Raw genomic sequence first — 24,442 nt, 5'->3', positions numbered from 1 at the left:
TGTGCCGGGTCAGCCGACCTCGGTATTGTCGAATTGCAAATAATCGCTTTCGATCAGGTCCGCATCGGCGGCCTGATCGAAGATCGCAATATCCTCGATAGCGCCGTCGAACACATCCCCCCAGGCATTGCCCAGAAGGGCCTGACGGATTTCTCCGACTTCGCCATCAATTGATGCGCTATCTGCCAGATCCCCGTCTATCCACAGTTGGATTTCAGAGGCGTCCTGGTCATAGCTCGCGACCACGCGGTGCTGCTGACCATCGCCCAGATTGGCGGCGTGATCCCCTGCGATCAGGCTGCGAACCTTGACGCTCTGACCGTCTTCATTCTTGAGCGTCGTGGACCAGTCCAGCGTGCCATCCTCGTTGACCGCCATGTCAAACAGGCCCCGGATCTTCAGGATCTGCCCGGCATTGCTCATGTCATCCACCTGCAAGGTGGTCGCGACGGTGAAGGACTGCGCCCCTTCCAGGGCATCGATCCCTTCCAGGCGGAAGGACTGGCCTTCCCCGCCGTCAAAATCAATGGCCTGCCCAGTCTCGGTTTCGATCAGATCGGCGGCAACCAGATCTGCCTCAGGGTCAATCAGTCCCTCGAAATCTTCGGACGCGATCAGGCTTTCGCCCAGTTCAGAGTCGGAAAGCGATGCGTATTGCGGCGCGGCACTTTCGGAAACCAGCTCGGCGATCCCGGAAAAGGCCGCGTGATCCAGCGTGACGGTTTCTGCATCCACCGCCTCGGCAAAGATCGACACGCCTTCCACGGCGCCATCGAACGTGTCCCCCCAGGAATTGCCGATCATGGTTTGGGCAATTTCCCCCACATGACCTTCCAGCGCGCTTTCATAGGTCAACTCTCCGTCGATCCAGACCGACATCACGCCATCAGTGCCGGAATAGCTGGCCACCACCCGGTGGAAAGCGCCGTCGCCCAGATCGGCGGCGGCATCCCCGCTGATAAGCCCGCGATCCGTCACACGTTCGCCTGCGTCATTGGTCAGGGTCGTACGCAGATCAAGCGTGCCGTTCTTTCCCACGGACATATCAAGCAGGCCGCGCAGGAAAAGGATGCGCCCGGTGTCGTTCATGTCATCGATGCGCAGCGACGTGGCGACGGTGAAGGACTCGGCCCCTTCCAGATCAGAGAGGTCGCCAAGCGCGAAGGACTGGCCCTCGCTGCCGTCAAAATCGATGGCAAGACCATTGCGGCCCTGCACCAGTGTCACCCCTTCAGCGGCGCCATCTTCGCTGTCCAGCGCATCGAAATCGACCTGGTCCACCAGCGTCCCTTCCAGGCCGGAGGCATCGTCAAGCGGTATGCCCGCAATTTCGCTCGCGGGTGCAGAGACCTCCTCGATCACGATGCCTGTCAGGGCGGCCTCGGACAAAAGCGACAACGGGTCCATGACTTCTGCATCGCAACTCGTGACGATATCGACCACGCGCAACCCGGCCACTTCCGCGTCAATGCCGGGGTTGTTGCCCAGGGCCCCAACCTGAATTGGCCGGTCCGACAGATCAAACGAGCCGCTCATCTCCACGCGGGCAACTTCGGCGTCATCCAAGCGCAGGCTCAGGCCGCTTTCGTCTCCAGCAGCCCCGTCATAGGACAGGGTCAGGCAGTGCCAATCCGTATCCAGCAGCACGCCGGGATCGGTCGATACTTCGTGGCGCACGCCGTCTGAATCCCAGGCAACAAGGGTCAACGTGCCTTCTGCATCCACGTCCAGCACAAAACCGCCACGCTTGGTGAGGATATTCCCGGCCGACTGGATATACCCGCCCACATCCGGCGCTTGCTGGCGAAACTCAAGCATGATGGAAAATTTGCTCAGGTCGACAAACTGATCCATGCCCCGGGCAATGCTGAAGGAATCGTCTGGGTCAAGATCCAGAACCATGCGCCCCGAGCCATCGTCAGATGCTTCGATCTGGGCATCGCCATTCAGCACATAGACATCTTCGGCCTTGTTGTCGCCCTTCGCCGGGAACCCCGTTTCGGCATCGAATTCGAACAGCGATGCATCTTCGATCAGAACGCGGCGGGTGATGGATGTGCTTTCACCATCCGCTGTCACGGCTTCAAGAGTGACCTCCTGATTGCCAAGATCGGTAAAGGCGATGTCCACCTGCGCACCCTGGAAAACGCGCCCATCCGCCGTTGTCCACGTATAGACGGCCCCGTCTGCGGCATCGTGAACCATAAAGGTCATGCATTGGGGCATGTTGGCTGTGGTGACAGCCCGCAGGCTGAGCAGGCCGAGGTCGCCCTGCGCACTCAGACTTGATCCGAAGCCTTCGGCGATGGAGTTTTCAAGGAGTTGGAAATCCCGGATGTCCTTGTCGCCGCCCATGCCAACATTGACCATGATCTGGTCGATATGGTTCTCGGCATCGGCATTCACATAATCGACTTCGAAGTTGTTTTCGAACACCACGGACCCGGTGAGCCCGTCTTTCTCCTCGTCACGGATCATGACGTTGCCGATATTGCCGGTCACTTCGACATCGGCCCCGGCATAAACGGAAATGAGGGGAGGGGAGCTATCCGGAAATTCCTCATCCATCGTTTTGTGCGACACCGCGTCGGCATTATACAGCACCGTGTTGTCCTTGATCACGACGCCTTCGAACCACCCGATCTTCACCCCATTGCTGGACCCGGTGATGATCATGTTGTTTTCGATGCGAATGTCTTCATAGGGGCCACTGTCGTGGTTCATCCCCCCGTAGATGCCCTGATAACTGGTGTCGCCCGAGTTGAAATAGTTGTTGGTGATCGTGAGGCGGATCACAGGTTCATCGGGGTCGTTATCGTAATATTGAAGCATGTCGGGGTGGTTGAAATCCCCCGAAGAGCCGTTGAGCCCGTCAACGACGTTGCTGTCGACCGTGGTATCCACCGACGACACGACCCGAAACACATCCCCCTGCATGCCGGTCAGGATGTTCCCCTGCAGCAGCGTGTTCGTCCCGTTGGATGTGCCAATGCCGGTCTTTACACTGTCGATCACGTTGTTCGTGATGACCATGTCGGTACAGCCGCGCATGAATACGCCGCCGCCAAAGGCTTCTTCCATCGTGTCGATGCCAAGCTTGCCATCCGCATCGCCGCGAATTGTGTTATCCGCGAACTGGATGTTGATGCTGTTTTGAAAATAGGCGGCTTGCACCGGGCCGTCGCGTTCTTCCACGGGGGGGAAATCAAGGCCGGTAAACGTGATGTTCGACGTACGCGATACTTTCATGCCCAGGATTTCGGCAGGGACATCGGGGTCGGCAGACGTGACCAGGATACGGCTTTCAGCGTTCACATTGTGCGTATCAAGGCGGAAGGCGCCCCCCGATGTGTCCACAAGCACCGTGCCACCTGTGCTTTGCAGGCTGTCCATGGCTGCGGCGTATTCTTCTTGGCTGGTCACAGTGATCACCGGGCTGCCATCAGGGGCTTGCTCGATGGCGTGTTTTTCACCAGTTACGAGAGAATAATCCATGCTTCAAAACCTTTGTCAGAAATGCGCGTTTCTGGTCGCTGACGGCATCTGCGCGTGCGATACAATTTTATCAGTTTCGGGGGGGTGGCGAAATAAGGGCATCCGTAGGTATCAGCCCTTTGACTTTAGTCGGTAGTTCGCGCCAACTTGCGTCGTTCGGATTGTCTGTCTGCCCCCTGCTATTTGGCAGGCAAACGCGCGGACAGTTGGCCCGGAAATCGGGGCACGTCAGGATAGGATGGGGCAGGCAGGGTCGGCGCGGAGAGGGTGACTAGAATGCCAATTTCGCCGCATCGGGGCTCAGTCTGTCGCGCACGCTGGCCGGGGCGGACAGCCCAAATCCCCCGCGCAACACGGCGGCCGCATGGGCGGGCGCCCGGTGCTGGACCAACAACCGGGCCGCATAGGCCAACGTGTACGCATAGGCGAAAGGCAGGTTTCGCGGGAAAAACCGGCGTTGAAACCGGATCCGGCCACGATGCTTGAAATACAGCGAAAAGGGCGATGCAATCCGGCTTAGGGTTGGCGAGCCAATGGAACTGCCCGCGCGGTGATAGATCCGCAGACCCGCGCAATAGGCCAGCGGCAGGTCACCCCGGCGCATGGCCCAGTCAACTTCTTCGTAATAAAGAAAATAGTCTTCCCGCATGGGTCCAACCGCCTCGTAAAAGGCACGGCTGGCGATCATGCTGGCCCCCATGATGAAATCAAGCTGCGCGGGATCGGGGGGTGGGGTTGCCGCATGCGACGCCCCAAGCGCCAGGTTGCCGGTCACTCCTGTGCGCCGGTTCACCAACCCGCCATCGATCTGAATCACGTCGGGCCTGTCCAGATACGTCACCCGCCCTCCCAGCAGCGCATAGGGCGATGCATCGGCACAGTGCGCCGCCAGCGCAGTCATCGCTTCGGGCGGCACCACGCTGTCCGGGTTCAATACCCAGAAATGCCCCAGATCGGGAAAGCGCGCCAGATAGGCAAGGCCGCGGTTGACCCCCCCGGCAAAGCCGCAATTCACACCGCTATGCAGCAAGGCAAGCCGGGTTTCGGGATCAGCGGCCATGTCGGTGCCGCCCTCGATCAAATCCAGTGGCTTTGGCAGGGGCGGGCAGTCAAAGGGCAAATCCTCGGGTGCGGCAAATGGCTTGAGGCCCGACGCCCAGCCGCGCAGGCGATCTACGGTGTCATCCTGTGATGCGTTGTCCACCAGAACGACCCGCAAAGGCAGACCCGCCGCGCGCGCGCCCGCCAAAAGGGTTTCGGCGCAGTCCACAGCTTCGCTGCCGGAATTGAACGTGACGATGACGACCCCAAGCCCAGCCCCCGTGTTATCTTGTGATGCCGGGGACTGTGGGCTTTGCGTAGGCGTCTGCGACATGGGTAAATTTTATCCTCGTAACTAGGGCTGACCTTGGCCGTTGTGCACAACATACACGCTGCGCTGCGGCAAATACAGCGGCAGATAGCCCGCAGACAGGCAATCACGCTGCGGCGCAGCATTCGCGGTCTTTGCAAACCCGTAAAAATCTGTCAACTTCGCCACGCGATCCTCAGAGAGTCATGCCCAGTGCCGCCCGTACCCCCGACAGATGAAACCTTCCGCTTGGCCGTGATCATCCCGCATTATAATGACGCGGACCGCCTGGAACGGTGCCTGCAGGCGCTGGCACCGCAACTCAGTGCCGTGCCCGGTGTGGAGACGTTGGTCGTGGACAATGCCTCGCCGGAATCGCCTGCCGCAATGGTGGCTCGGATTGGCGGCGCGGTTGGCATGCGCTGTCTGACCGAAACTGCCCGCGGGGCCGCCGCCGCGCGCAATTGCGGGGTTCATGCCAGCACCGCCCCGCTTCTGGCATTCCTGGATTGCGATTGCGTGCCTGCGCCAGACTGGCTTGAACGTTGCTTTGATGCCGCCACACGCGGCGATCTGGTCGGCGGGCGCGTCGACACGTTCGAGGAAACGCCGCCGCCCCGATCCGGCGCCGAAGCTTTTGAAGCCGTGTTCGCCTTCCACCAGCGCGATTACGTGGCGCGTAAAGGATTTTCCGTCACCGCCAATCTGGTCACCCGGCGCGATGTCTTCCTGGCCACTGGCGATATGGTGCCTGGCCTGTCCGAAGACATGGATTGGTGCCGGCGCGCCACCGCACAGGGGTTTGTGCTGGTTTATGACGACGATCTGCCAGTGTCGCACCCGACCCGGCAGGATTGGCCCGCGCTGGTGCGCAAGTGGCGCCGGACCACCGATGAAACATTCTTGCTGCACGGCACGGATCCCGCTGATCGGCTGACATGGGTGCTGCGCGCCGGCGCTGTGGCCTTGTCAGGTGTTGCCCATCTGCCGCGTATCTGGACTGCGCCGGCGTTGAGCGACACGACAGAACGGTGGCGCGGATCAACCACGCTGCTGCGGCTGCGCTTTTGCCGTGCGGGTTGGATGTTGCGCCAAGCTTTGACCGGGGCGCCTTTGACTGGCCGTAACAGCGGATGATGACGAACGGCATGGCAGCGCCCGGGCCATCTGGCCCTGCGCGCCAGACGCTGGCCCGCATGTTTTTTCCATGCCATATGGCACGCAAGAATTGTACGCACCGCCAAATGCCACTGCTCTTCAGACCTCGCCCACAAGGAGTGTATTCCCGATGACCCGATCTGTTCAAACCCACCCCATTACCTTGATGGAGGCCGTATAATGCTGTCGCGCATCCTGCCGATCCTGATGCCCGTTCTATCACTTCTGATCATCGTGTTTGGTGCCGGGGTGTTCATTGCCGAATACAAGATACCGCCCTATCGTTCGATCGCGTCAGGCGCGAAAACGATCGAACATATCGTGTCGGAATTGCGTGCCCCGGCCTATTTCGGCCAGTTCGGCAACCGTGACGGGGGCGTTCCCGCAGAAGAGGCCGCTCAGGCCCGCCTGACACTTGGCGCCGATGCCGACCGCTATGATGAAACAGTCATCGCCGTCGGCGGTTTGAACGAATATCGTGAATTGTGCCCCGAGTTTGGCTGTATCGCCGTGGAATTCGACCGCAGCGGCGCCGTGCTCCGTTCTTGGCCGTTCCGCCCTGCCGATATCCTGGCCGCCGACATCACGGGCGGCAGTCTCTTGCGCGAAGGGGTCCCAGCCGAGCCAAACCGGGTGGTGCGCCCGCTGGGCGTGCAGCCCTATGACAATGGTGACATCCTGGTGTCTTTCCAGTCCACGGGTGCGATGTTCCCCTTCGCGGGCGGCGTGGCCCGGCTTGCGCCCGATGGCAGCCCGGTCTGGTTCCGGTTCGACTATTCGCACCATTGGCCAACCTTGCTGCCTGATGGCCGCGCGCTGGTGCCCGACTTGTCCATCGGAGAGGGCGACTGGGAAGTCATGGTTGGCCCGAACGGCCCGCTGGAACGGCAAATCTGTACCACGGGGCGCCCCCAGATCGACGGGGTGCACATCATCGCCCCCGATGGCAGCGTAGAACGCCGCATCGATGTGGACGCAGCGCTCCGCGCCAGCAACTGGGCTGCGCTTCTGGTTGAAACCACTGATCCCTGCGACCCGCTGCACATCAACTATGTGGATGTTCTGGACGACACCGCGCCGGGCGGGGCACTTGCGCCGGGCAATCTGGTTTTGTCGCTGCGCAATTTGTCAGCCGTCATCGTGATCGACCCTGAAACTGACGAAGTGACCGCCCTGCGCCGGGGCACGTTCAGCCAGCAGCATGCGGTGCATCACCTGGAAGGCAGCCGCATTATCATGTTCGACAACTGGGGCGGCGACGCCATGGCGGGCGGATCGCGTGTGCTGGAAGTCGACCTTGCGACCGGTGCGGAGCGCCGGGTATTCCCGCGCCCGTCCAACGCCGAATTCAGCGATCAGCCCTATTCCTATCGCGGCAGCCATCTTGACCTGTCCCAAGACCGGCAGCGTATGCTGGTCAGCTTCTCGGGCGAGGGCAAAGGCTTCGAACTCGAGATCGACACAGGCCGGGTCATCATGACCTATGACAGCCTGCACGACTTGCGCGGCGTGACCGGGGCCCCGGATGGCCGGGAAAGCAGCGCAGGACGGGCCAACCTTTATGGACTCTACTACGTTAACCCGGCGCGCAACTAGATCCGGTAACCAAAGCTGACGAACCGGGCGCCAAAATGCAGCGCCCGGTTTGGATCACAGGGCGATACAGGCTATCATGCCATCTTGAATAGCCCGCAACGCAGTAGGTGCGCCGCCCATGGCCAGTCTGGCAGATCATTCGCTTTCAACTCAGGGGCTTGGAACGGCCGGTTCTGCGCGCACGACCAGCACGCTGCACCGGGTCATGCTGATCCTGTTCTTGCTGTCAGCGACACAGCCCTATTCGGTGTTGCTTGGTCCGATCCTGATCGGGCCGTACCGGTTGGTGCTGATGATCTTGTCGGTGCCTTTGATCCTGGGCTGGGTGCGGGGCAAATATGGCGGACGTATCCTGCCTGACTACTTGATGCTTGGTCACACATTGTGGATTTCGGTCGCGCTGGCCGCCAATGGTCAACAGGATCGTATCGCGGAATACGGGATTGCGCAGATATTCGACATCTTTACGGCCTATCTGCTTGGCCGCGCCGCGATCCGCAGTCGCGAGGACTTCTATTTCTTCACAAAGGCGTTTCTCGGTCTTCTGCTGTTTCTCGTGCCCTTCGCCTTTCTGGAAGCGACGCAGGGCAAGATGATTTTGCAGAACCTGTTCAAGGGCTTGCCCAGCATCAAACTGTTCAACCCGGTGACGCTGAATTACCCGGAACGGATGGGCTTCATGCGGGCGCAGACCACGATCAACCACCCGATCGTTTACGGGGTATTCTGTTCGATCGGCTTTTCACTGGGGTTTGTGGGGTTGCGCGGCGCCAATGGCGGGACCGGCCTCGTCAAACGCGCGATCTGGGTCATCGGCAGCGTGGGCGGCACCGTGTTGTCTTTCTCTGCCGGGGCACTGGTCAGCTTGATGGTTCAAGGAATGCTTGTCGGCTGGAAGTGGGTCATGGGGAAAGTGGTCCTGCACTGGCAAATCCTTGCCGGTTTGTTCGGGACGCTCTACATCATTCTGCAGATTACGGCTGAACGGCCACCGCTATTGGTGATGGCCCGTTGGATTGCCTTTAGTGGCAGCACCACGTGGAACCGGTATCTGATCTGGCAATTTGGCACCGACGAGGTTGGGCGCCACCCACTTTTCGGGATGGGCATGTTCGAGGACTGGATCCGCGCGCCGTGGATGTCACCTTCGATCGACAATCACTGGCTTCTCGTGGCCATGCGCTTTGGTCTGCCCGGTGCCCTCATGCTCCTTACGGCATATTTCTTTATATTGCGGAAACTTGCCAAGACGGAGTTGAAAGAACGCGAACCTGAAACCGCGGCCATCCGTGATGCGTTTATTTTCATGTTCATCGGTATCTTCCTGTCGCTGGGCACAGTGGTCGCCTGGCACGTGACCTATTCGCTGCTGCTGATGCTGCTAGGCGGGAGCGTTTGGATATTCAACGAGCCGCGTGTGATAACACAGGATGGGAACACGGCCCCCACAGACCCTGCACAGGGACAGAGGCGCGGGCCAAGCCGCAGCCGCGATGGCCTGAAACCGGTCTATACACGTTTTCCGAAAGGAGGCGCGGCGGCCCCTCGTTCCCGCAATCAAGGCCGCAAGACATCGCGCAAAGGATAAGGCCTGCGCCCGTCGCTATCTAAAGCGATGGGCCATAGCCAAATTTGCGCAGAACCGGGCCAAGCTGCGCCTCGATATAGGCCAGATGCTCAGGCTCCAGTTCCTTGCGCCACTGTTCGCTGCGGCCCGACCGGATGTGCTGGTGCTTGGCCTTGGCCGCATCCTTGTCACGCCCCGTGCGGCGCTTGGCTTCGAACAGACGCATCAGGTCGATGCCGATCTGCAACCGCTCGCCTTCGCAGCCAAGGAATTCGAAGATCTCGGTATACAGGTCATCGCGCCCTTCACCCATCAGCGATTCATAGCTGACTTCAAGGATGTCAGGGTCGTCCATGTTCCAGTTTTCCAGCAACTCACGGTAGAAGAACAGGAAATGGTCGATTTCCATGAACAGTCCGGTCCTGCGGTCTGCGGCATTGAGTTTTTGCTGATAGGACTGGCCGTTTTCATCAGGCCGGTGCACCCAGGTTTCATAGGTCCATTTGTGATAATGATAACCGGACACGATCATGTCGCGCGGGTCGCGCATCAGGTGAATCCCGCGATAGGGGCGCACTGCGTCAAGGTCGAACTTGCCGTGATTGGACAGGAAGATCTGGCTGTCCGGGCGCGGCTGTTCAAGATTGATCTTCTCGAATCGCGCCGCCGACGCAAAGGCGAAAAATCGCAGGACCGCATTGAAATACGTAGTCATCGCCTTGTGGTGCGTGGACACGAAAAGCCGGGGCCCGTCTTTGTCAGCCGCCGCGCGGCGGCGTTCAGCCACGAGGCGGGGCAACAGGTTCCAGAATGCCGGATCCGCCGCCAGTCCCTTGTTTTTCTTCAGAAAAACAGGAACCTGCTTGCGATACACATCAAACTTGGACCAATTCACCGGCGGGCCAAAGCCCGCTTCGGTCATCACTTCCGTGCGGCCCGCTGCCGGATCCCAACGCGCAGTTTTCTCCGACATGAGCGCCGTCTCCACCGATTACTGACTTACATTCAGACCAAAACCTACGCGGCGAGAGGCGCTTATTCAACTGCGATATGCTGCGGCGCGGCAGTGATGCGCGTTTTACCGCCCCGCCGGAGGTACACCACACCTTGCAAAGCCTGCACGCGCTTGTCAGCATGGCTGCGAAAATGGCCCGGCCTGGCGGAGACTTTGTGATGAGTGACTATTCTACCTTGGACAAGCTTTTGCACCGTGTGGTGTTGGGAAGTCCTGCCTTGAGCGAGATGCTTGGCGACATGGACGGTGCCGCCGCGGGCAAGTCCGTCGCCCCGGCCCGCGCCCCGGTCTATGTCACGGGTCTGGCACGGGCCGGCACAACGGTGCTGATGCGCGCCCTGCACGGGTCCGACCAATTCGCCTCGCTCACCTATGCTGACATGCCCATGGTGATGGCGCCGAATTTATGGGCCAAGCTCAGCCGCAGCTCTCGCAAGGAAGGTGAGGCCCGCGAACGCGCCCATGGCGACGGTGTCATGGTGGATTTCGACGCTCCCGAAGCTCTGGAAGAAGTCTTCTGGCGCACCCATTGCGGCCGCGACTATATCCGCCCCGACGGGTTGGTGCCCCATGTGCCCGATGCCGAAACACTTGAGGCTTATCGCACGTATCAGGCCCGGATCTGCCACAGATACAGCCGCCCCCGCTATCTGGCGAAAAACAACAACATGATGCTGCGCCTGCTGCCTTTGGCCCGCGCGCTGCCCGAAGCACGTTTCCTGATCCCCGTACGCGACCCGCTGGCCCAAGCGCAAAGCCTGCGGTCGCAACACGCCCGGTTTCAGGACAGCGACGCTTTCACCCGGTCTTACATGACCTGGCTTGTGCACCATGAATTCGGGGCCGATCAGCGCCCGTTCCTGTTGCCAGGCCAAACTGCGCCGGAAGGCCCCTTGGACGGGCTGGATTACTGGCTGACGGAATGGATCGCCTGCTATGGCTACCTTGCCGACATGATCGATACAGCCCGCGCCGAAGGGCTGGAGGCGCTTTTGCCGGTGATCTATGAACGGCTGGGGTCCGACCCTGCCGCCTGGCCAAAAGTGGCCGCCTTCGCAGGCGTCGACCCGTCCGCAGATCCCGGGTTCCGCCCGGCCACCCCGCCAGAGTCAGACCCGCAGGCCGATACCGATCTTGTGGCCCGTGCGCGCGCACTTTATGACCGGTTGGTCGCGCAGGCCGATTTGTGAGCCCCTCGCGGCAGCCGGGTCATCATATAGCGACACGATCTGCTACAGGCTTCGCGCACCATGCTGCGCTGCGGCATTTTTGGGGGTTTGCAAGCGAAAACAGCTAGGCCACATGCCGCTTCTAAGCTATGGCAAGAACAGTGCGCATGCCGCCACCACCCCGGCCACGTGCCAGATGCGAAGCTAAACAGGGAACTGAACCTATATGACACTTGCTGTGACCGCCCTGTCGGTACTCGCCTTTCTTGTCGCATTTCAGGCTTTGGGCATCGTTGCCAAAGCCCGTGAGGCGATCGAAACATCGCGCCAGACCGCGCGTGTGATGGGCGATACGACACTTGATGACGACGCAAAAGAAGCCGCCGTACAGAATGCCGCGAAAACCCTGATGATCGGCTTTGGTGGGCTTGTCCTGCGCATCGTCGGCATTCTGGGTGCTGCTTATGTGCCGATTTTTCTGGCCGATGCGCTGGGGATCGTGCCGCAAGACACCACGCTGGGCTTCATGCTGCGGATCGACGTGATCCTCGCAAGCACAGTGATCGTTATCGCAGGTGTCTGGCTTCTTGCGCGGATGCGCCGCTGACCCGGCCTTTCTGAAGTTCCTTGATCGTTTGTTTCCCGTTCGGAGTACCCTGAACCCATGTCCAAGATAATTCCCTTTGTCTCCTTCGTATTTGCCAGCGTGATCGTCGCTTTTGGCCTTGGGGTCTTCATTACTGAATTCAAGCTGCCGCCCTATCGCGACATCGCAGCCGGGGCGAAAACCCTGCGTTATGCGATAAAGGGCTTCGATGCCCCGCCCTATCGCGGCCAATTCCTGGCGGTTGACCCGGCGCACAGCCCGGACGAAGCCGCTGCTGCCCGCTTCACCGGCGAACGAGCGGCCCGGTTCCCTGGCAACATCCTGATGATCGGCGGGCTCAACGAATATCTTGAAGTGTGTCCGGGTGACGGCTGTATCGCAGTGGAAACCGACCGCGACGGCAACATCGTCCACGGGTATCCCTACCGGCCAGACGCAATCTTTGCCGCGGATTCAACGGGCGGAAGCTTTTACCGCGAAGGCCAGCCTGCGGACCCCCGCCAGATCAAACGCCCGATCGGCATGCAGCAACTGCCTGGGGGCGACCTGATCGTCAGCTTCCAGACCACCGGGCCAATGTTTCCCTATACCGGCGGCATTGCGCGGATCGACCGCGACGGCAACCCGATCTGGTACCGCTTCGACTATAGCCACCACTGGGTGACCGTTACCGAGGATGGCCGCGTTCTGGTGCCTGACCTGACCCTTGCAGAGGGCGACTGGGATGTTCCCGTTGGCCCGCGCGGCCGGGTGATTGACGCGTTCTGCGAAACAGGCCGCCCCATGGTGGACGGCATCCAGGAACTGGATCTCGATGGCAATGTGGTTGCCACATACGACATCGTCGGCGCGCTTGAAAAATCGCCATGGGTGTCCATCATGGTCCGCCCGTTCAACGCCTGTGACCCGCTGCACATCAACTATGTGGACGTTCTGGACAGCACTGCCCCCGGCGGCGATCTTGCCCCCGGCAACATGGTTATCTCCAGCCGGAACCTGAGCGCGATCTTCGTTTACAGCCCCGAAGAAGACCGGATCACCCGCGTGATCAAGGGGACGTTCCAGCAGCAGCATTCGGTGCATCACCTGGAAGGCGGCAAGGCGTTGCTGTTCGACAACTGGGGCGGATCGGGCGCAGGCAACGGATCACGCCTGCTTGAAGTCGATCTGGCTGGCGGCCCTGAACGGCAGGTCTTTCCCAACCCGAATGAGCCAGCTCAGCCCATGCTGTTTTCTGACCGGGCCGGGCATCTGGATATCTCGCCAGACCGCAACCGCGCTCTTGTCAGCTTTACAGAAGCCGGGATCGGGGTCGAAGTCGACCTGACCACCCGTAGCGAGTTGATGCGGTATCAAAGCCTGCATGACTTGCGCGATCTGGACATTGCAAGCGATGCCCAGAAGGCCAATGCCGTGCGCTCCAAGCTGTTCGGGATGTACTACGTCGGCGTGCCCGAGCTTTGATCTTTTCTGAACCGGGGGGCGGGTGCCCCCCGGTTCAGATCCATCACCTTCCCCCACATTCCCGATGCCAGCAGTGCCGCGCCTGTGGAGGGCCTTTGCGAGAGGGTGCCTTTAGGCCTTGGCCCGGCGCAGGACACTTTCCAAGACCCGCCGAACATCGCCCCGCAGATCCTTTGAAATGGCCACCCGCACGCCATAGACCCCTGCGACGGCCGCGCCCAGCACCACAAGCTGCGCCAGAACAGGCAACCCTGTCACCAACGGGGCCACGCCCCAAGCCAGCACCGCCGCCAAAGCTGCCGCCAAGATCATGTCGAGCCCGCTGCCTGCGAGAAACACGCGCGGCGAGATCGGCGTGACACGGTGCGCCACAGCCACCATCAGCGGCAGCGTGATCAACAATTCACACAGTGTATAGGCTACGGCCATGGCCAGAAGTCCATGCTGGGCCCCTGCCGCAAGCGCGCCTGCTACCAAAACAAGGCGCAGGGCGGCAAAGCCAAACAGCGCGCGGCTTTTCCCGCAAGCTATGAAGGCGAATTGCAGCCCCGATGTGCCCCCTTCGCGCAGGGTAAACAGGCTCATCCAGAACAGCAGCGGCGCCGCCTCGGACCAGTCGGGGCCCATCAACAGCGCAACCAACGGATCCGACGCTGCCGCCACGAACACGGCGATTGGCAACAAGGCCAGATTGGCCCGGCTGATCAAGCGCACAAACATGCGGCGGAATTCTTCGGGCGTGTCCTGAAGGCGGCTCAGCGTTGGCACAAAGACCCCGGACAAAGGGATAATCAGGCGCAGCGGCGGAATGCCCGCCAGATTGCGGGCCCGGTAAAACAGGCCTGCCGCAGCCGGGGTAAAGAAGCTGCCGGCCACCACGGTGCCCGAATATTCCGTCAGCCGGTGCAGGATGGCGAACCCGGCCACGAAACCGCCGAAACTGACCGACCCCATTGCATCGCGGAACCGGACATTGTGCGGCGCAGACGGCCACCAACGGCATTGCACCGCCATGAACACGGTTTTCAGGATCGGCGTGACAAGCTGCTGCAAGACCAGCGCCCAGTAACTCAGCCCCCAGAGCGCGGCAATCACGGCAACCGCCAGCCCCAGAAGTTCGGCCACCAATGTCGACAATTCCGCAGCACGGATCCGCAAGGTGCGGCGCAGGATGGACAGGTACTGGCTCGACATGGCCGAGAACAGCAAGCTCAGGCTGATCACCTGAAACACGGGCACCACCCGCGGCTCGCCATAATAGGCAGCGGCAGGCCAGGCCAGCGCGGCCAGCACGACCATCATCACTGACGCGAAGGCAAGGTTCAGCCAGAACAGTGCGCTGACATGCATGTGGTTGATCGTCCGGCGCTGGACGATGGCCTGCGGCAACCCGAAATTCGACAACGCCAACGCGATCATCACGCCCGGCAGCGCCATGGCAAAGATCCCGTAATCTTCGGGCGGGATCAGCCGGGCGATAATCGCAATGGACCCGATCTGCTGGGCGATCTTGAGGATCGAAATCGCCAGCACGAAGATCGAAGCGCGTCCGGCCCGGCGGCCCAGTTGCTGTTCCATCTCCGTAGTATCGAAAATTGCATCCCGCGGATCGGCGGCCGCCTCAGGCACGGTTATAGATGTCCTCGTAGCGGATGATGTCATCTTCGCCCAAATACGCGCCGGTCTGTACCTCGATCAGGTGCAGGTTCACCTTGCCGGGGTTTTCCAGCCGGTGCACAGCGCCCAGCGGGATATAGACCGACTGGTTTTCCGTCACGAGTTTCACATCTTCATCCACGGTGACCGTGGCCGTGCCCTTGACCACGATCCAATGCTCGGACCGGTGCACATGGGATTGCAGCGACAGCTTCTTGCCCGGCGGCACCATGATCTGCTTGACCTGAAAGCGGTCGGCCAAAGCCAGCGTTTCGTACCAGCCCCAAGGACGGTAGGTGCGCGGCAGGGTTTCCGCCTCGCGCACGCCTTCAGCCTTCATCTGTGTCACGGCAGCTTTCACGGCTTGCAGGTCGGTCATGTCCGCAACCAGCACCGCATCGCGCATGGCAATGGCAGCAATGCCCTTCAGGTTCACACCCACAAGGCGCGGCCCGTCTTCTTCGGACCGCAACAGCGTGTCCGTGCAATCAATCTGCGTGACACTGCCCGACGTCGACACACCCGCCTCGTCCGGGGTCATTTCGCGCCAGACCGCGTCCCAGGCCCCCAGATCGGACCAGCCGCATTCAAGCGGCACAGCCGCGACCTCGGCCGCCTTTTCCATGATCGCGTAATCAAGGCTGTCTTCAGGCACGCTGTCCCAGGCATCCGCATCCAGACGCAGGAACCCAAGATCGGGCTTGGCTTCCGCCACTGCCGCGCGGCACGGCGCAAGCATATCGGGCGCATGGGTTTCAAAGGCGGCGATGATATCGGCCACGCGGAACAGGAAAATACCCGCATTCCACAAGAATCGGCCCTCGGCCAGCATCGCCTCGGCCGTGGTGGCATCAGGCTTTTCGACAAAGCGTGTGACCGGGGCTGCGGCAGCGGCGGCACAGGCAGCAGCATCGGCCAGTTCCAGATAGCCATAGCCGGTTTCGGCCCGGTCCGGGCGAATCCCGAATGTCACAAGCGCCCCGCCTTGTGCGGCGGCTTCCCCGGCTGCGATCGCGGCCAAAAAGGCAGGCACATCGCGGATCACGTGATCGGAGGGGGCCACCAGCATCAATTCATCGCCCGCTCCCTGCGCCTCAAGCTGTAGCGCGGCAGCAAGGACGGCAGGGGCCGTGTTGCGTGCGGAGGGTTCCAGCATCACCGTGGCCTGCTCGATACCCAGATCTCCCAGCTGTTCGAGAGCCATGAACCGGAAATCGGCGTTCGACAATACCAGCGGCGGCGCGAAACCTGCCCCCCGGAACCGTTGGGCACAGGCTTGAAAAAGGCTGTCTTCGCCCAGCAACCGTGTGAATTGCTTGGGGAAATCTTTACGAGAGAGCGGCCAAAGGCGGGTGCCAGATCCGCCGCACAGGATAACAGGATGGATCACGAAACAGCCTTTCAACAAACATTTACGCACGCATAGCGGAATACTGCATTAGGCCCATACTGTTAAGAGGGTATGACGCCCCGCCGGCCGGAGTTTGCGTCGCCTGCGACAGGACGGGCTTGCGCAAGGGGCAATGAGCCGGTGACAATTCTTTTGACGCGCGATAGTTTGAGCAGGTTCATTACCTGTTTCTGGAGTGTTATTGTGCCGTCTTTCTCCCTGTGGACCAGTGCCTTTGCAGGTTTCGTACGCACCAGGCAGGCGCTGAGCTATGTCCAGCGGGCGCGGCGAAAGCTGACCGGTCGCCGCCTTGACGGGTTCGAAGGGTCGGTTCCGCGCGCGATTCCGCACACAATCTGGATTTATTGGGACACCGGCGAGGCATCTGCCCCGCCTTTGGTGCAGGCCTGCATTGCTTCATGGCGGGAAAAGAACCCCGGCTGGACGGTTACCGTGCTTGACCGCGACAGCGCGCCGGGCCTGTCCGAACTGCCCATGGCCCCCGGTGACATCGCCGTGCAATCCTATGCGGACCTACTGCGACTGCGGCTTCTGACGCGATTCGGCGGCGTCTGGGTCGATGCCACGACCTTCTGCCTGCGTCCGCTTGATCACTGGTTGCCGATGCTGGCGCAGAGTGGGTTCTTTGCCTTCACATGGACAGCGGCGGACCGCTGGTTCATCTGGCCCAACGTACCGCGGAAAATCACCAACTGGTTTCTCGCATCCGAACCGGGTGGCGCGGTCATCACCGCCTGGGAGGCGCGCAGTCTTGCCTATTGGAAGGGCCGGCGCGTGCCACATGTCTATTACTGGCCCCACCTGATGTGGGATTTCATGACTCTGACCAATTGGAAATTCCGGCGCGGGGCCGCGGCGCTGCCGCAGATTGGCTGTTTCGGCCCGCACTTGGTGCATGATCACGTACAAAACGGCCGCGACCCGGACCGCGTGCGCGCCGCGCTGACAGGTGGGGCCGTCCCGTTTCAGAAATTGCGCTGGAACTGGCCCGCACCCGATTTGGCACGCGCCACCGAAGTGCTGCCTGAACTGGCCGAATATGCCGCCCCCAGCCCCTCCGCTTCCCTTTCATCCTGACCGGAGCCCGATCTGACGATGTCTCACCCTCCCGTGCGTGAATGGCGTATCCATCTCGGCGCCCACAAGACCGCAACCACCCACCTGCAGGATACTCTGCGCCAATATCGTTCTTCCATGCTCCCGCATGGGGTGGACTACATACCGCGCGAGGATTTCGGCCCGCTTGGACGCAAGTACTCGCGCCCCAAAGGCTGGCGAAAGATGTTGCGCTCGCGCCCGCTGGAATGGCAGTTCGGGCGCGAATTGCAGCAGTTGCGCGCAGGGCCGGACACGGTCCTTCTTTCGGATGAGGATCTGCTTGGATACACGTTCGATCAGCTGACCACGCCGCTGTATTCCAATCCCAAATGCCTGCATCTGGTTCAGGCGCTGGCCCGTGGCGGACGGGTGCGGCTGTTCCTGGGAATTCGGTCGCTGGACGGTCTGGTGCCATCGGCCTATGCGCAGACCCTCAAGGCGCTGGCGCCCGAGCCGGACATGATGGGACGCGCGCGCAAGGCGTTGGCGGACAATCCGCCAAGCTGGGTGGAACTGGTCGAACGGCTGCGCGCCGCCTTGCCGGACTCGCCCCTGACCGTTTGGCGGTACGAAAATTACCGGGCACATTGGCGCGAGATTCTGGCGCTGTATGTTGGCCGCGATGTCGGCGAATTCCCCGAACTGCCGCCACCGCAACTGACTGTTTCGCCCTCACCGCTGGCAATCGAAAAAGCCGAAGCGGTGGATCGGTCCCTGCCCATGAAAGACCGGATCGCCACGGTTCTGGATCTTTACGCGCGGTATCCCGCAGGCGAGGAATACGGCGTATACGCCCCACTTGAGCAGGACGAGATCGACCGGTTCCGCGCACGGTATGACGAAGATATCGCCCTGTTGCGCGCCCGCCATCCAGAGGTTCTGGCCGACTTCTGATCCGCGTCCCCGGCAGAAGGTTTTGCACCCGGCCCATGCCGCAGTAGACTGGGGCCGGGTCGGCTTCCGCCCGCCCGCCGGGGCACGCGCCCCAAGGAGTTGCCATGCTGTCTGCCATCCGCAACGCGCCCTACCGCCGCCTGCTGCACGCAGGGTTGGTCGCCCTGTGCGCCCCCTTGTGGTTTTTGCCCGCACCTGCCGACGCGCGCTTTAACGTTTTGGATACATCTGCCTCTTATACCCCGCATCTGTGGGGGCTTGAGCGCACTTGGGAAACCGAGTGCCGTGATAGCCAAGGATGTTTTTCAGTGTCCATTTCGACCGCAGATGCGCCGGGGGCAACCCATGGCGCCACACTGACTGTTTCCAACAGCACAGACCTTCAGGCCGCCCTCGAAACCTCTTCACCGGGCAGCACCATCCATCTTTTGGCAGGCAATTACGGCACGCTGTCGTTGCAAAACATGTCTACAGACCTGCGACTGGTGGCAGATCCCGATGCGCCCGCAGTGCTGAACGGGCTTGATCTGAAACGGGTATCGGGGCTGGAACTGGACGGGATCGTGTTCGACTTCGTGCAGACCGAAGGATTAAAGGCTCATGCGCAGCCATTTTCCATCGACGCCAGCGAAAACATCGTCATCCGCAACGCTCTGTTCGATGGCGACAACGCCTTCGGAACCGGAACCAGCGCGGATGGGTACGGCACCGGCACCGGTCTTGCCATCCTCAACAGCAGCGATATCGCGGTGATCGACAGCGAGATCACAGGCTTCATGAAGGGGCTCAAGCTTGGCAGCAGCAACAATGTCGTGCTCAGTGGCAACGAATTTCACAGCATGCGGTCTGATGCCCTCAGCATGGGGTCGATCACCAATGTCCTGATCGAAAACAATTACTTCCATGATCGCAACCCCGCCCCGGATACGGAAGATCATGCGGATTTCATTCAACTCATGAGCAAGAATGCCGACATTGCCAGTTCTGGATTGGTCGTGCGCGGCAACCTGTTCGATATCGGGGATGGCGGGAAATCCCAGTCCCTGTTCCTGAACAACCGCGCGGTGCAAAACGGCGCGGGAGAAGACATGTTTTACCGCGATTTCCTGATCGAGGATAATGTCATCATCAATGGCCAGGTGAACGGCATTGTGATCGGGGCGACCGATGGCCTGATCGTGCGCAACAATACCGTCTTGCACGCCTCCCCATTGGACGGCGACACCACCACGGCCCCCGTGATCAAGATCAGCGAAGACTCAACCAACGTGGTCATTGCCGATAACGTGACGGGCGGGTTGCGCGGCCCTGAGGGTCAGGCCGACTGGATGGTGACCGGTAACGTGATTGTCCAGAACGACTCTCCCGCGCTGGAAAACTACTATGGGGATCTGTTCATCGACCCAACCGGGCATCTGGGGGGCAATCCCAGCAAACTGATGTTGCTGCCAGACAGCCCGCTCGCACTGAGCGGCGCGGGCGCGGCGTCCATGATCTATATGGAAACGCCCGGCACCCTGACCCCCATTGTCCAGACGGAAAGCCAACCCGGCAACAGGGCTTCGTGGGTGCTGGACGCGGGCATGACGGCCGGGCCGGACGGCCTGGTGGGCCTTGATAGCGCGCAGTTCTCATGGGTGTTCAGCGACGGTGTGAGCGCGGAGGGCCAGAAAATTCTGCGCGTCTTCACAGAACCGGGAATCTATACCGCCACGCTCACCGTGACCCACGCCAACGGGCAGGTCGCCGTGAGTACGACCGCGATTCAAGTGAACGGGCCGGATATTCTGGGCTTCGATCCCGAAACCGGGCAGATCGTTGCCCATGCCTATGGGCTGGACGAGGCTCTTACCGGCTCTCTGCTCGGATCGGCCCAGGCACCTCAGTCTACAACTGCCGCACCTTCGACATCCCAAGCCACATCCCAAGAAAACCTGCTTGATCTGAGCATGCTGGACAGCGCTCTGTCGCTTTCCGGCGATCTGCTGGACCCGATCTATCAGAATGGCCAGATGGAAATCGCCTTGCGCTTTGCCGCCCAGCCGGGACGTGCCGCAGATGGCGAAATCATGCGGTTGCACGGCGCATTCAACGTGCGGATGCAGGACGGAACTTTGGAATTCTCTTTGACCGATACGGATGGCAAGACCACGGTTCTGACCAGTCAGGGAGGCCTGCTTGGGGATGGTTGGTGGCACGACGTGATCCTGCGCCACGATGCACATGCGGGAACGCTGGGCCTTTGGGTGGACGGCACGCTGCAAGCCTCTGCAACCGATATTGGCAACATGGCTGTCACCACACGTGATCTGACCTTGGGCGGGGCATTTGGCCGTGAGGCGTTCGATGCCTGGGTGTCGGTGTTCGATCTGCGCACAAGCCAGGACAGTTATGCTTTTTCCTCTGTGCCCGAAATTCAGGTTCTGAACCCGGCATCAACGCTACCGGACACCGATCAGGGCGAAGTTCTGCCCCTCGACAGCACACCGGGCGCCGCGCAAATTCTGAAAACGATGCTGGCGCTGGATACGTTACTCGATGACGACACGTCCACCGACGCTTTCGCGGCGGCCTATCTGGACGCGGGGCGCACCGTGACAACGGGTGAGGAAAGCGGCTCCGTATTGCGCGCGGCAGATACGGGCGCGTTTCTTTTGGGCGATGCCGGGAATGACCGCCTGCGTGCCGGGTCGGGCAATGACGTCCTGCAGGGCGGCGACGGCGCGGACCAGTTCATCTTTGACCTTCGCAATGGCACCTCAGCAGGGGGCAACGTTGTGCTGGACCTGAGTTTCGCCGAAGGCGACAGCCTGCGGATCCTGGACTCCGCCCAATCCCTATGGCTGCGCAACGAAGCCGACATAGTGACCGCTTTGGAACAGGGGGCGCTGGATATCACCGCGCAAGATGGCGCCCTGCGCCTTAGCTTGCCCGGTGGAACGACCGACATCTTGTTGCTGTCTTATGAGTTCGACACGCCTTGGGAAAGCTGGGCCTGACTGAGACGGAAGCGCGCTGCATCGGTCCCGCCCCAGCGCGCCTGTTAAGCCGCTCATCGGGCAGGCTCGCAAAACGTTGAGGCGGGCGCCCGAGCGATGATCCCAATTCTGGATTATCGCGCGCCGCGCTGCCAACCGTGCAATGGCACCGGGGATCAATTCCAGATCGACGTGCCGGGCGTCTGAACAAAGCCGCCCGCCCCGTCTGGCGCGATCCTGCGGTAAGGCGCTCCAAGGGCGGCCGTGTCCCCGTCGGGGGCATACCCCTTCCAGACCTCAAGCATTCCAACCGCACCCCCGAAACTGTCGCTTCCAAAGAAATTGAGTGAACGGTTGCTTGCAAGCGTTCCCGAAGCCGATGCACTGATCTGGATATCATCTGTCATGACCCCATCAATGAAAAGGCGCAGACGTCGCCCCGCCAGATCCAGAGCCAGAACCACATCCACGAAAACATTGTCGGGCATGATCCCGGCAAGGGACAACGTGCCACCGACAAGCGAGGTGTTTGTACTGTCCTTGAGCGTGACACGCATCGTGCCATCGTTCAGGCGTTGCAAACTGACCCGCCCGGCCTGACCAAGTATTTCCTGCCCCCCGCCGCCGAAGGCCTCTGGGGTCACCTGCACCCGGAATGTCAGCTTGCCATCATTCGGGCCCAGACCGGCAGGGTCGGCAAAACTTGGACCTGATCCGGCAACGGTGACGAACTGAATCGGCGCAGGCAGGGTATTGGCAATGTCAGAGGCCAAGGGCATCGGTTCAACGGCAACCCCGTCCAGCCGCTCCCCAACAAAACCCACATCCGCAATAGGAAGGTTTTTCCAGATTTCATCCAACTCGTCGTCCGGCCATTGCACAATGCCAGATGCGCCGCCCAGCCCATAAAAGATCGTATGCGACCAGTCGAAGGCCCCAGCAATTCCGTCAGGGTAGACGCGCACACGCCCTGCCACGATTTCCACACGCTGGGCCGGTTCCGAATTGATATAAAAGCCAGCCACTTCGGTCCGGTGATTGTACGTAACAGGGATCGGCGGTTCACTGCGGGCAAGCCGGGTTGTGGTGATCGCAGGTGTGCTGCCATCCGAAGCCTCATACCACAGGTCCACATAGGCTCCGGAAGCGTCCCAATCCGCGCGGTTGAATTTGGGAACTTCGTGGTTCACGGCGGCAGACGGCCCGATACCCAGCGCGTAAAGCGCTGCAACGCCCGTGTGGCGTGCGCGTGCGGTCAGCCCATCGTCGCTGTAATCCGATGGGTGTGACCAATCCGTCCAATCCACAGCAGCAACATCACCGACACCGACCTTTTCACCGTTTACGTTGGCGGCACTGCCATTCTGGTAAGTGATGATCTCTGGCCCCTTCGGCAACATGATGGAAGCAACTGCTGCATCGCGTGTCCAGTCGCGGATCGAAATACGGGTGTCTTGCTTTTGCTGGATCAGCCCACCAGTGCCGCCTGAATTGTCTTCAAAGCGGTGCGGGCCGTGGAACGCCATCCGGGTGACCGCTGCATCAAAGATCGCCTCTGCGCGGTTTTGACCGGACAAGTCCCAGAACAAGTTGTCGAAGTTCTCGCCAGTGGCAGTGTCCGTATCAAGCACATAGGTTCCGCCGGCCGGGTTGGAAGGATCGTCAGCAGCGAACATGCCTGTGAACAGCGGATAATGGCGCAGCCGATAACCATCTCCGCTTGCACTGGGCGCGGCAGTCCATGACGACATCATGACCCCGACATCGGCACCATAGGACCGAACCAGCGCCACACCATCGGCAAAGCTTGTGTTCCAGTTCCGGTCAAGATCATCGTCATCGGCCAGATCAACATAAGACGACCCGGATTGCGTCGCATTGATAAGCAATACTTTCTCACCGGGCGCGTTGCGCGTCACCACATTTGCCATATGCGCGACAGAGGCGGTGAAGGGGGCCATGTCGCTGACAGCCCGGATGCCGTTGCCCTCATAGGTTCCGCTGCCCGTCTCACCCTCGCCAGCGTCCCCGAACGTGGCGATGAAAAAACTGTCCCGCGCGGTATCATCTGCAAAAGCAGGAACGCTTTGCCAATCGCCCTTCAATGGTGCGCCGCCGCCTGTGCGGGCGTCATATTTATCCGCGAACATGCGCGCATCTTCCGACTGGCCGATCAGCACGACCACATGGCCGACCATGAAATCGGACGCCATCGTGCCCGCTGCCGCCGCACTGCCCTGCACTCGCACCTCGGCCTTGAGCCGATATGCGCTGCGCTGCACCGCTGGAAAGCTGCCAGACCACGCGCCGCCCGCCGCTGTGGCGATAACAGCCCAAGGGTGCACTTCGGCGCCGGTATCCGCGCGCACGATCCGCGCTTCGATCTGTGCACCGTCGGCTGCGTCAGTCGTCCCGGTCAGGGGAATATCCGCGGCATTGGCCCCGCGCGCTGCGCCGCTGTCGAAAATCGCATTCGCTATGGCCAGGTCGTTCACGGTGGAGACTTCGGTTCCGGTCGGCGATGTGACCGCATCCGCAACCTGAACCTGCATTCCAAGCCCGAGTCCAATAAGCATGACCATAATTGCTTTCCCATTCACACAGCGCCGTATCAAGGCGGCCAGAATGGGCAAGATAGCCGATCCCGCCCGCGCATTGCGCCGACGGGCCGTTGTGCGAACGGTGGATAAACTCATGGACAAAGCAATGGGGGGCAAAACGCTTGTCGGCTGACAACACGGTTCGCCCCCCTCATTGTCATGCCAGCCCGAAAGGATCTTCGTAGAAAACAAGTTCCAGCGTGCGATCCTCAATGCCAACGACACTCAGCAGCGTGTTGCCATAATCGGATACCCCAGCTTGCAGCATTCCACTTTCAACTGCGCTTTGAATATCCTCATCGCTTGCCAGCCAGACCGACCCGTCCGACGTCATGACGCGCAGCTTGTCACCGGACGCGAAGTCCAGATCAAGCAACACATCT

General features: G+C 60.9%; 17 protein-coding genes. 9 read left to right on the top strand and 8 right to left on the bottom strand.

Annotated features, from left to right (window positions below):
* Positions 1 to 9: 9 nt before the first annotated feature.
* The 3 genes from E2L05_RS13305 to E2L05_RS20795 all read right to left on the bottom strand — a co-directional run bounded on the left by E2L05_RS13305 (position 10) and on the right by E2L05_RS20795 (position 5,035).
* Positions 10 to 3,495: a LamG-like jellyroll fold domain-containing protein gene (locus E2L05_RS13305; protein ID WP_133343394.1), complete on the bottom strand. Its 3,486-nt coding sequence runs from the start codon at positions 3,493 to 3,495 to the stop codon at positions 10 to 12.
* Between the two features lie 271 nt (positions 3,496 to 3,766).
* Positions 3,767 to 4,870 carry a glycosyltransferase family 2 protein gene (locus tag E2L05_RS13300; RefSeq protein ID WP_133343393.1) on the bottom strand — a complete coding sequence of 368 codons (1,104 nt, stop codon included), beginning with the start codon at positions 4,868 to 4,870 and terminating at the stop codon, positions 3,767 to 3,769.
* Between the two features lie 21 nt (positions 4,871 to 4,891).
* Positions 4,892 to 5,035 carry a hypothetical protein gene (locus E2L05_RS20795; protein ID WP_164687472.1) on the bottom strand — a complete coding sequence of 48 codons (144 nt, stop codon included), beginning with the start codon at positions 5,033 to 5,035 and terminating at the stop codon, positions 4,892 to 4,894.
* Between the two features lie 24 nt (positions 5,036 to 5,059).
* Here E2L05_RS20795 and E2L05_RS13295 point away from each other — a divergent pair, with 24 nt between their 5' ends.
* The 3 genes from E2L05_RS13295 to E2L05_RS13285 all read left to right on the top strand — a co-directional run bounded on the left by E2L05_RS13295 (position 5,060) and on the right by E2L05_RS13285 (position 9,188).
* Entirely contained in the window at positions 5,060 to 5,983 is a 924-nt protein-coding gene (locus E2L05_RS13295) for a glycosyltransferase family 2 protein (RefSeq protein ID WP_133343392.1), read from the top strand.
* A gap of 201 nt (positions 5,984 to 6,184) precedes the next feature.
* Positions 6,185 to 7,600 carry an arylsulfotransferase family protein gene (locus E2L05_RS13290; RefSeq protein ID WP_133343391.1) on the top strand — a complete coding sequence of 472 codons (1,416 nt, stop codon included), beginning with the start codon at positions 6,185 to 6,187 and terminating at the stop codon, positions 7,598 to 7,600.
* A gap of 118 nt (positions 7,601 to 7,718) precedes the next feature.
* On the top strand, positions 7,719 to 9,188 hold the full coding sequence (locus E2L05_RS13285) for an O-antigen ligase family protein (protein WP_133343390.1): 1,470 nt from the start codon (positions 7,719 to 7,721) through the stop codon (positions 9,186 to 9,188).
* Between the two features lie 19 nt (positions 9,189 to 9,207).
* Here the strand turns inward: E2L05_RS13285 and E2L05_RS13280 are convergent, their stop codons facing one another.
* On the bottom strand, positions 9,208 to 10,140 hold the full coding sequence (locus E2L05_RS13280; protein WP_133343389.1) for a sulfotransferase domain-containing protein: 933 nt from the start codon (positions 10,138 to 10,140) through the stop codon (positions 9,208 to 9,210).
* A gap of 200 nt (positions 10,141 to 10,340) precedes the next feature.
* On the opposite strand from E2L05_RS13280, the gene E2L05_RS13275 reads away from it, so the two are divergent.
* From E2L05_RS13275 to E2L05_RS13265, 3 genes are all read left to right on the top strand, one after another.
* Positions 10,341 to 11,372 (top strand): sulfotransferase, encoded by a 1,032-nt coding sequence (locus E2L05_RS13275; RefSeq protein ID WP_165971762.1) that lies wholly within the window; start codon positions 10,341 to 10,343, stop codon positions 11,370 to 11,372.
* A gap of 205 nt (positions 11,373 to 11,577) precedes the next feature.
* The gene (locus E2L05_RS13270) at positions 11,578 to 11,958 is read left to right on the top strand and encodes a hypothetical protein (protein ID WP_133343387.1); all 381 of its coding nucleotides are present in this window, start codon (positions 11,578 to 11,580) and stop codon (positions 11,956 to 11,958) included.
* Positions 11,959 to 12,015: 57 nt separating this feature from the next.
* Positions 12,016 to 13,422 (top strand): arylsulfotransferase family protein, encoded by a 1,407-nt coding sequence (locus E2L05_RS13265; protein WP_133343386.1) that lies wholly within the window; start codon positions 12,016 to 12,018, stop codon positions 13,420 to 13,422.
* 111 nt (positions 13,423 to 13,533) lie between these two features.
* Here E2L05_RS13265 and E2L05_RS13260 read toward each other — a convergent pair whose 3' ends face one another.
* Together E2L05_RS13260 and E2L05_RS13255 are read right to left on the bottom strand one after the other, a co-directional pair.
* A complete protein-coding gene (locus tag E2L05_RS13260; RefSeq protein WP_165971761.1) occupies positions 13,534 to 15,051 on the bottom strand; it encodes a lipopolysaccharide biosynthesis protein in 1,518 nt (505 codons plus the stop codon).
* A complete protein-coding gene (locus E2L05_RS13255) occupies positions 15,044 to 16,468 on the bottom strand; it encodes a mannose-1-phosphate guanylyltransferase/mannose-6-phosphate isomerase (protein ID WP_133343384.1) in 1,425 nt (474 codons plus the stop codon). The genes E2L05_RS13260 and E2L05_RS13255 overlap by 8 nt, the downstream gene beginning before the upstream one ends.
* A 204-nt stretch (positions 16,469 to 16,672) precedes the next feature.
* Between E2L05_RS13255 and E2L05_RS13250 the strand changes: the two genes are divergently transcribed.
* From E2L05_RS13250 to E2L05_RS13240, 3 genes are all read left to right on the top strand, one after another.
* Positions 16,673 to 17,566 (top strand): capsular polysaccharide synthesis protein, encoded by an 894-nt coding sequence (locus E2L05_RS13250; RefSeq protein WP_165971760.1) that lies wholly within the window; start codon positions 16,673 to 16,675, stop codon positions 17,564 to 17,566.
* Positions 17,567 to 17,584: 18 nt separating this feature from the next.
* Complete coding sequence (locus E2L05_RS13245; protein ID WP_133343382.1) at positions 17,585 to 18,481, top strand: hypothetical protein; 897 nt, start codon at positions 17,585 to 17,587, stop codon at positions 18,479 to 18,481.
* Positions 18,482 to 18,585: 104 nt separating this feature from the next.
* Positions 18,586 to 21,480 (top strand): right-handed parallel beta-helix repeat-containing protein, encoded by a 2,895-nt coding sequence (locus E2L05_RS13240; RefSeq protein ID WP_133343381.1) that lies wholly within the window; start codon positions 18,586 to 18,588, stop codon positions 21,478 to 21,480.
* A 155-nt stretch (positions 21,481 to 21,635) separates the two neighbouring features.
* On the opposite strand, the gene E2L05_RS13235 is transcribed toward E2L05_RS13240, so the two are convergent.
* Entirely contained in the window at positions 21,636 to 24,035 is a 2,400-nt protein-coding gene (locus E2L05_RS13235; protein WP_165971759.1) for a hypothetical protein, read from the bottom strand.
* A 181-nt stretch (positions 24,036 to 24,216) separates the two neighbouring features.
* The coding region (locus tag E2L05_RS20790; protein ID WP_165971758.1) for a hypothetical protein at positions 24,217 to 24,442 on the bottom strand (226 nt) is incomplete at its 5' end.

This window comes from Meridianimarinicoccus aquatilis (assembly GCF_004358675.1).
Lineage (GTDB): Bacteria > Pseudomonadota > Alphaproteobacteria > Rhodobacterales > Rhodobacteraceae > Meridianimarinicoccus > Meridianimarinicoccus aquatilis.
This window is presented reverse-complemented; position numbering and strand designations above follow the sequence as displayed.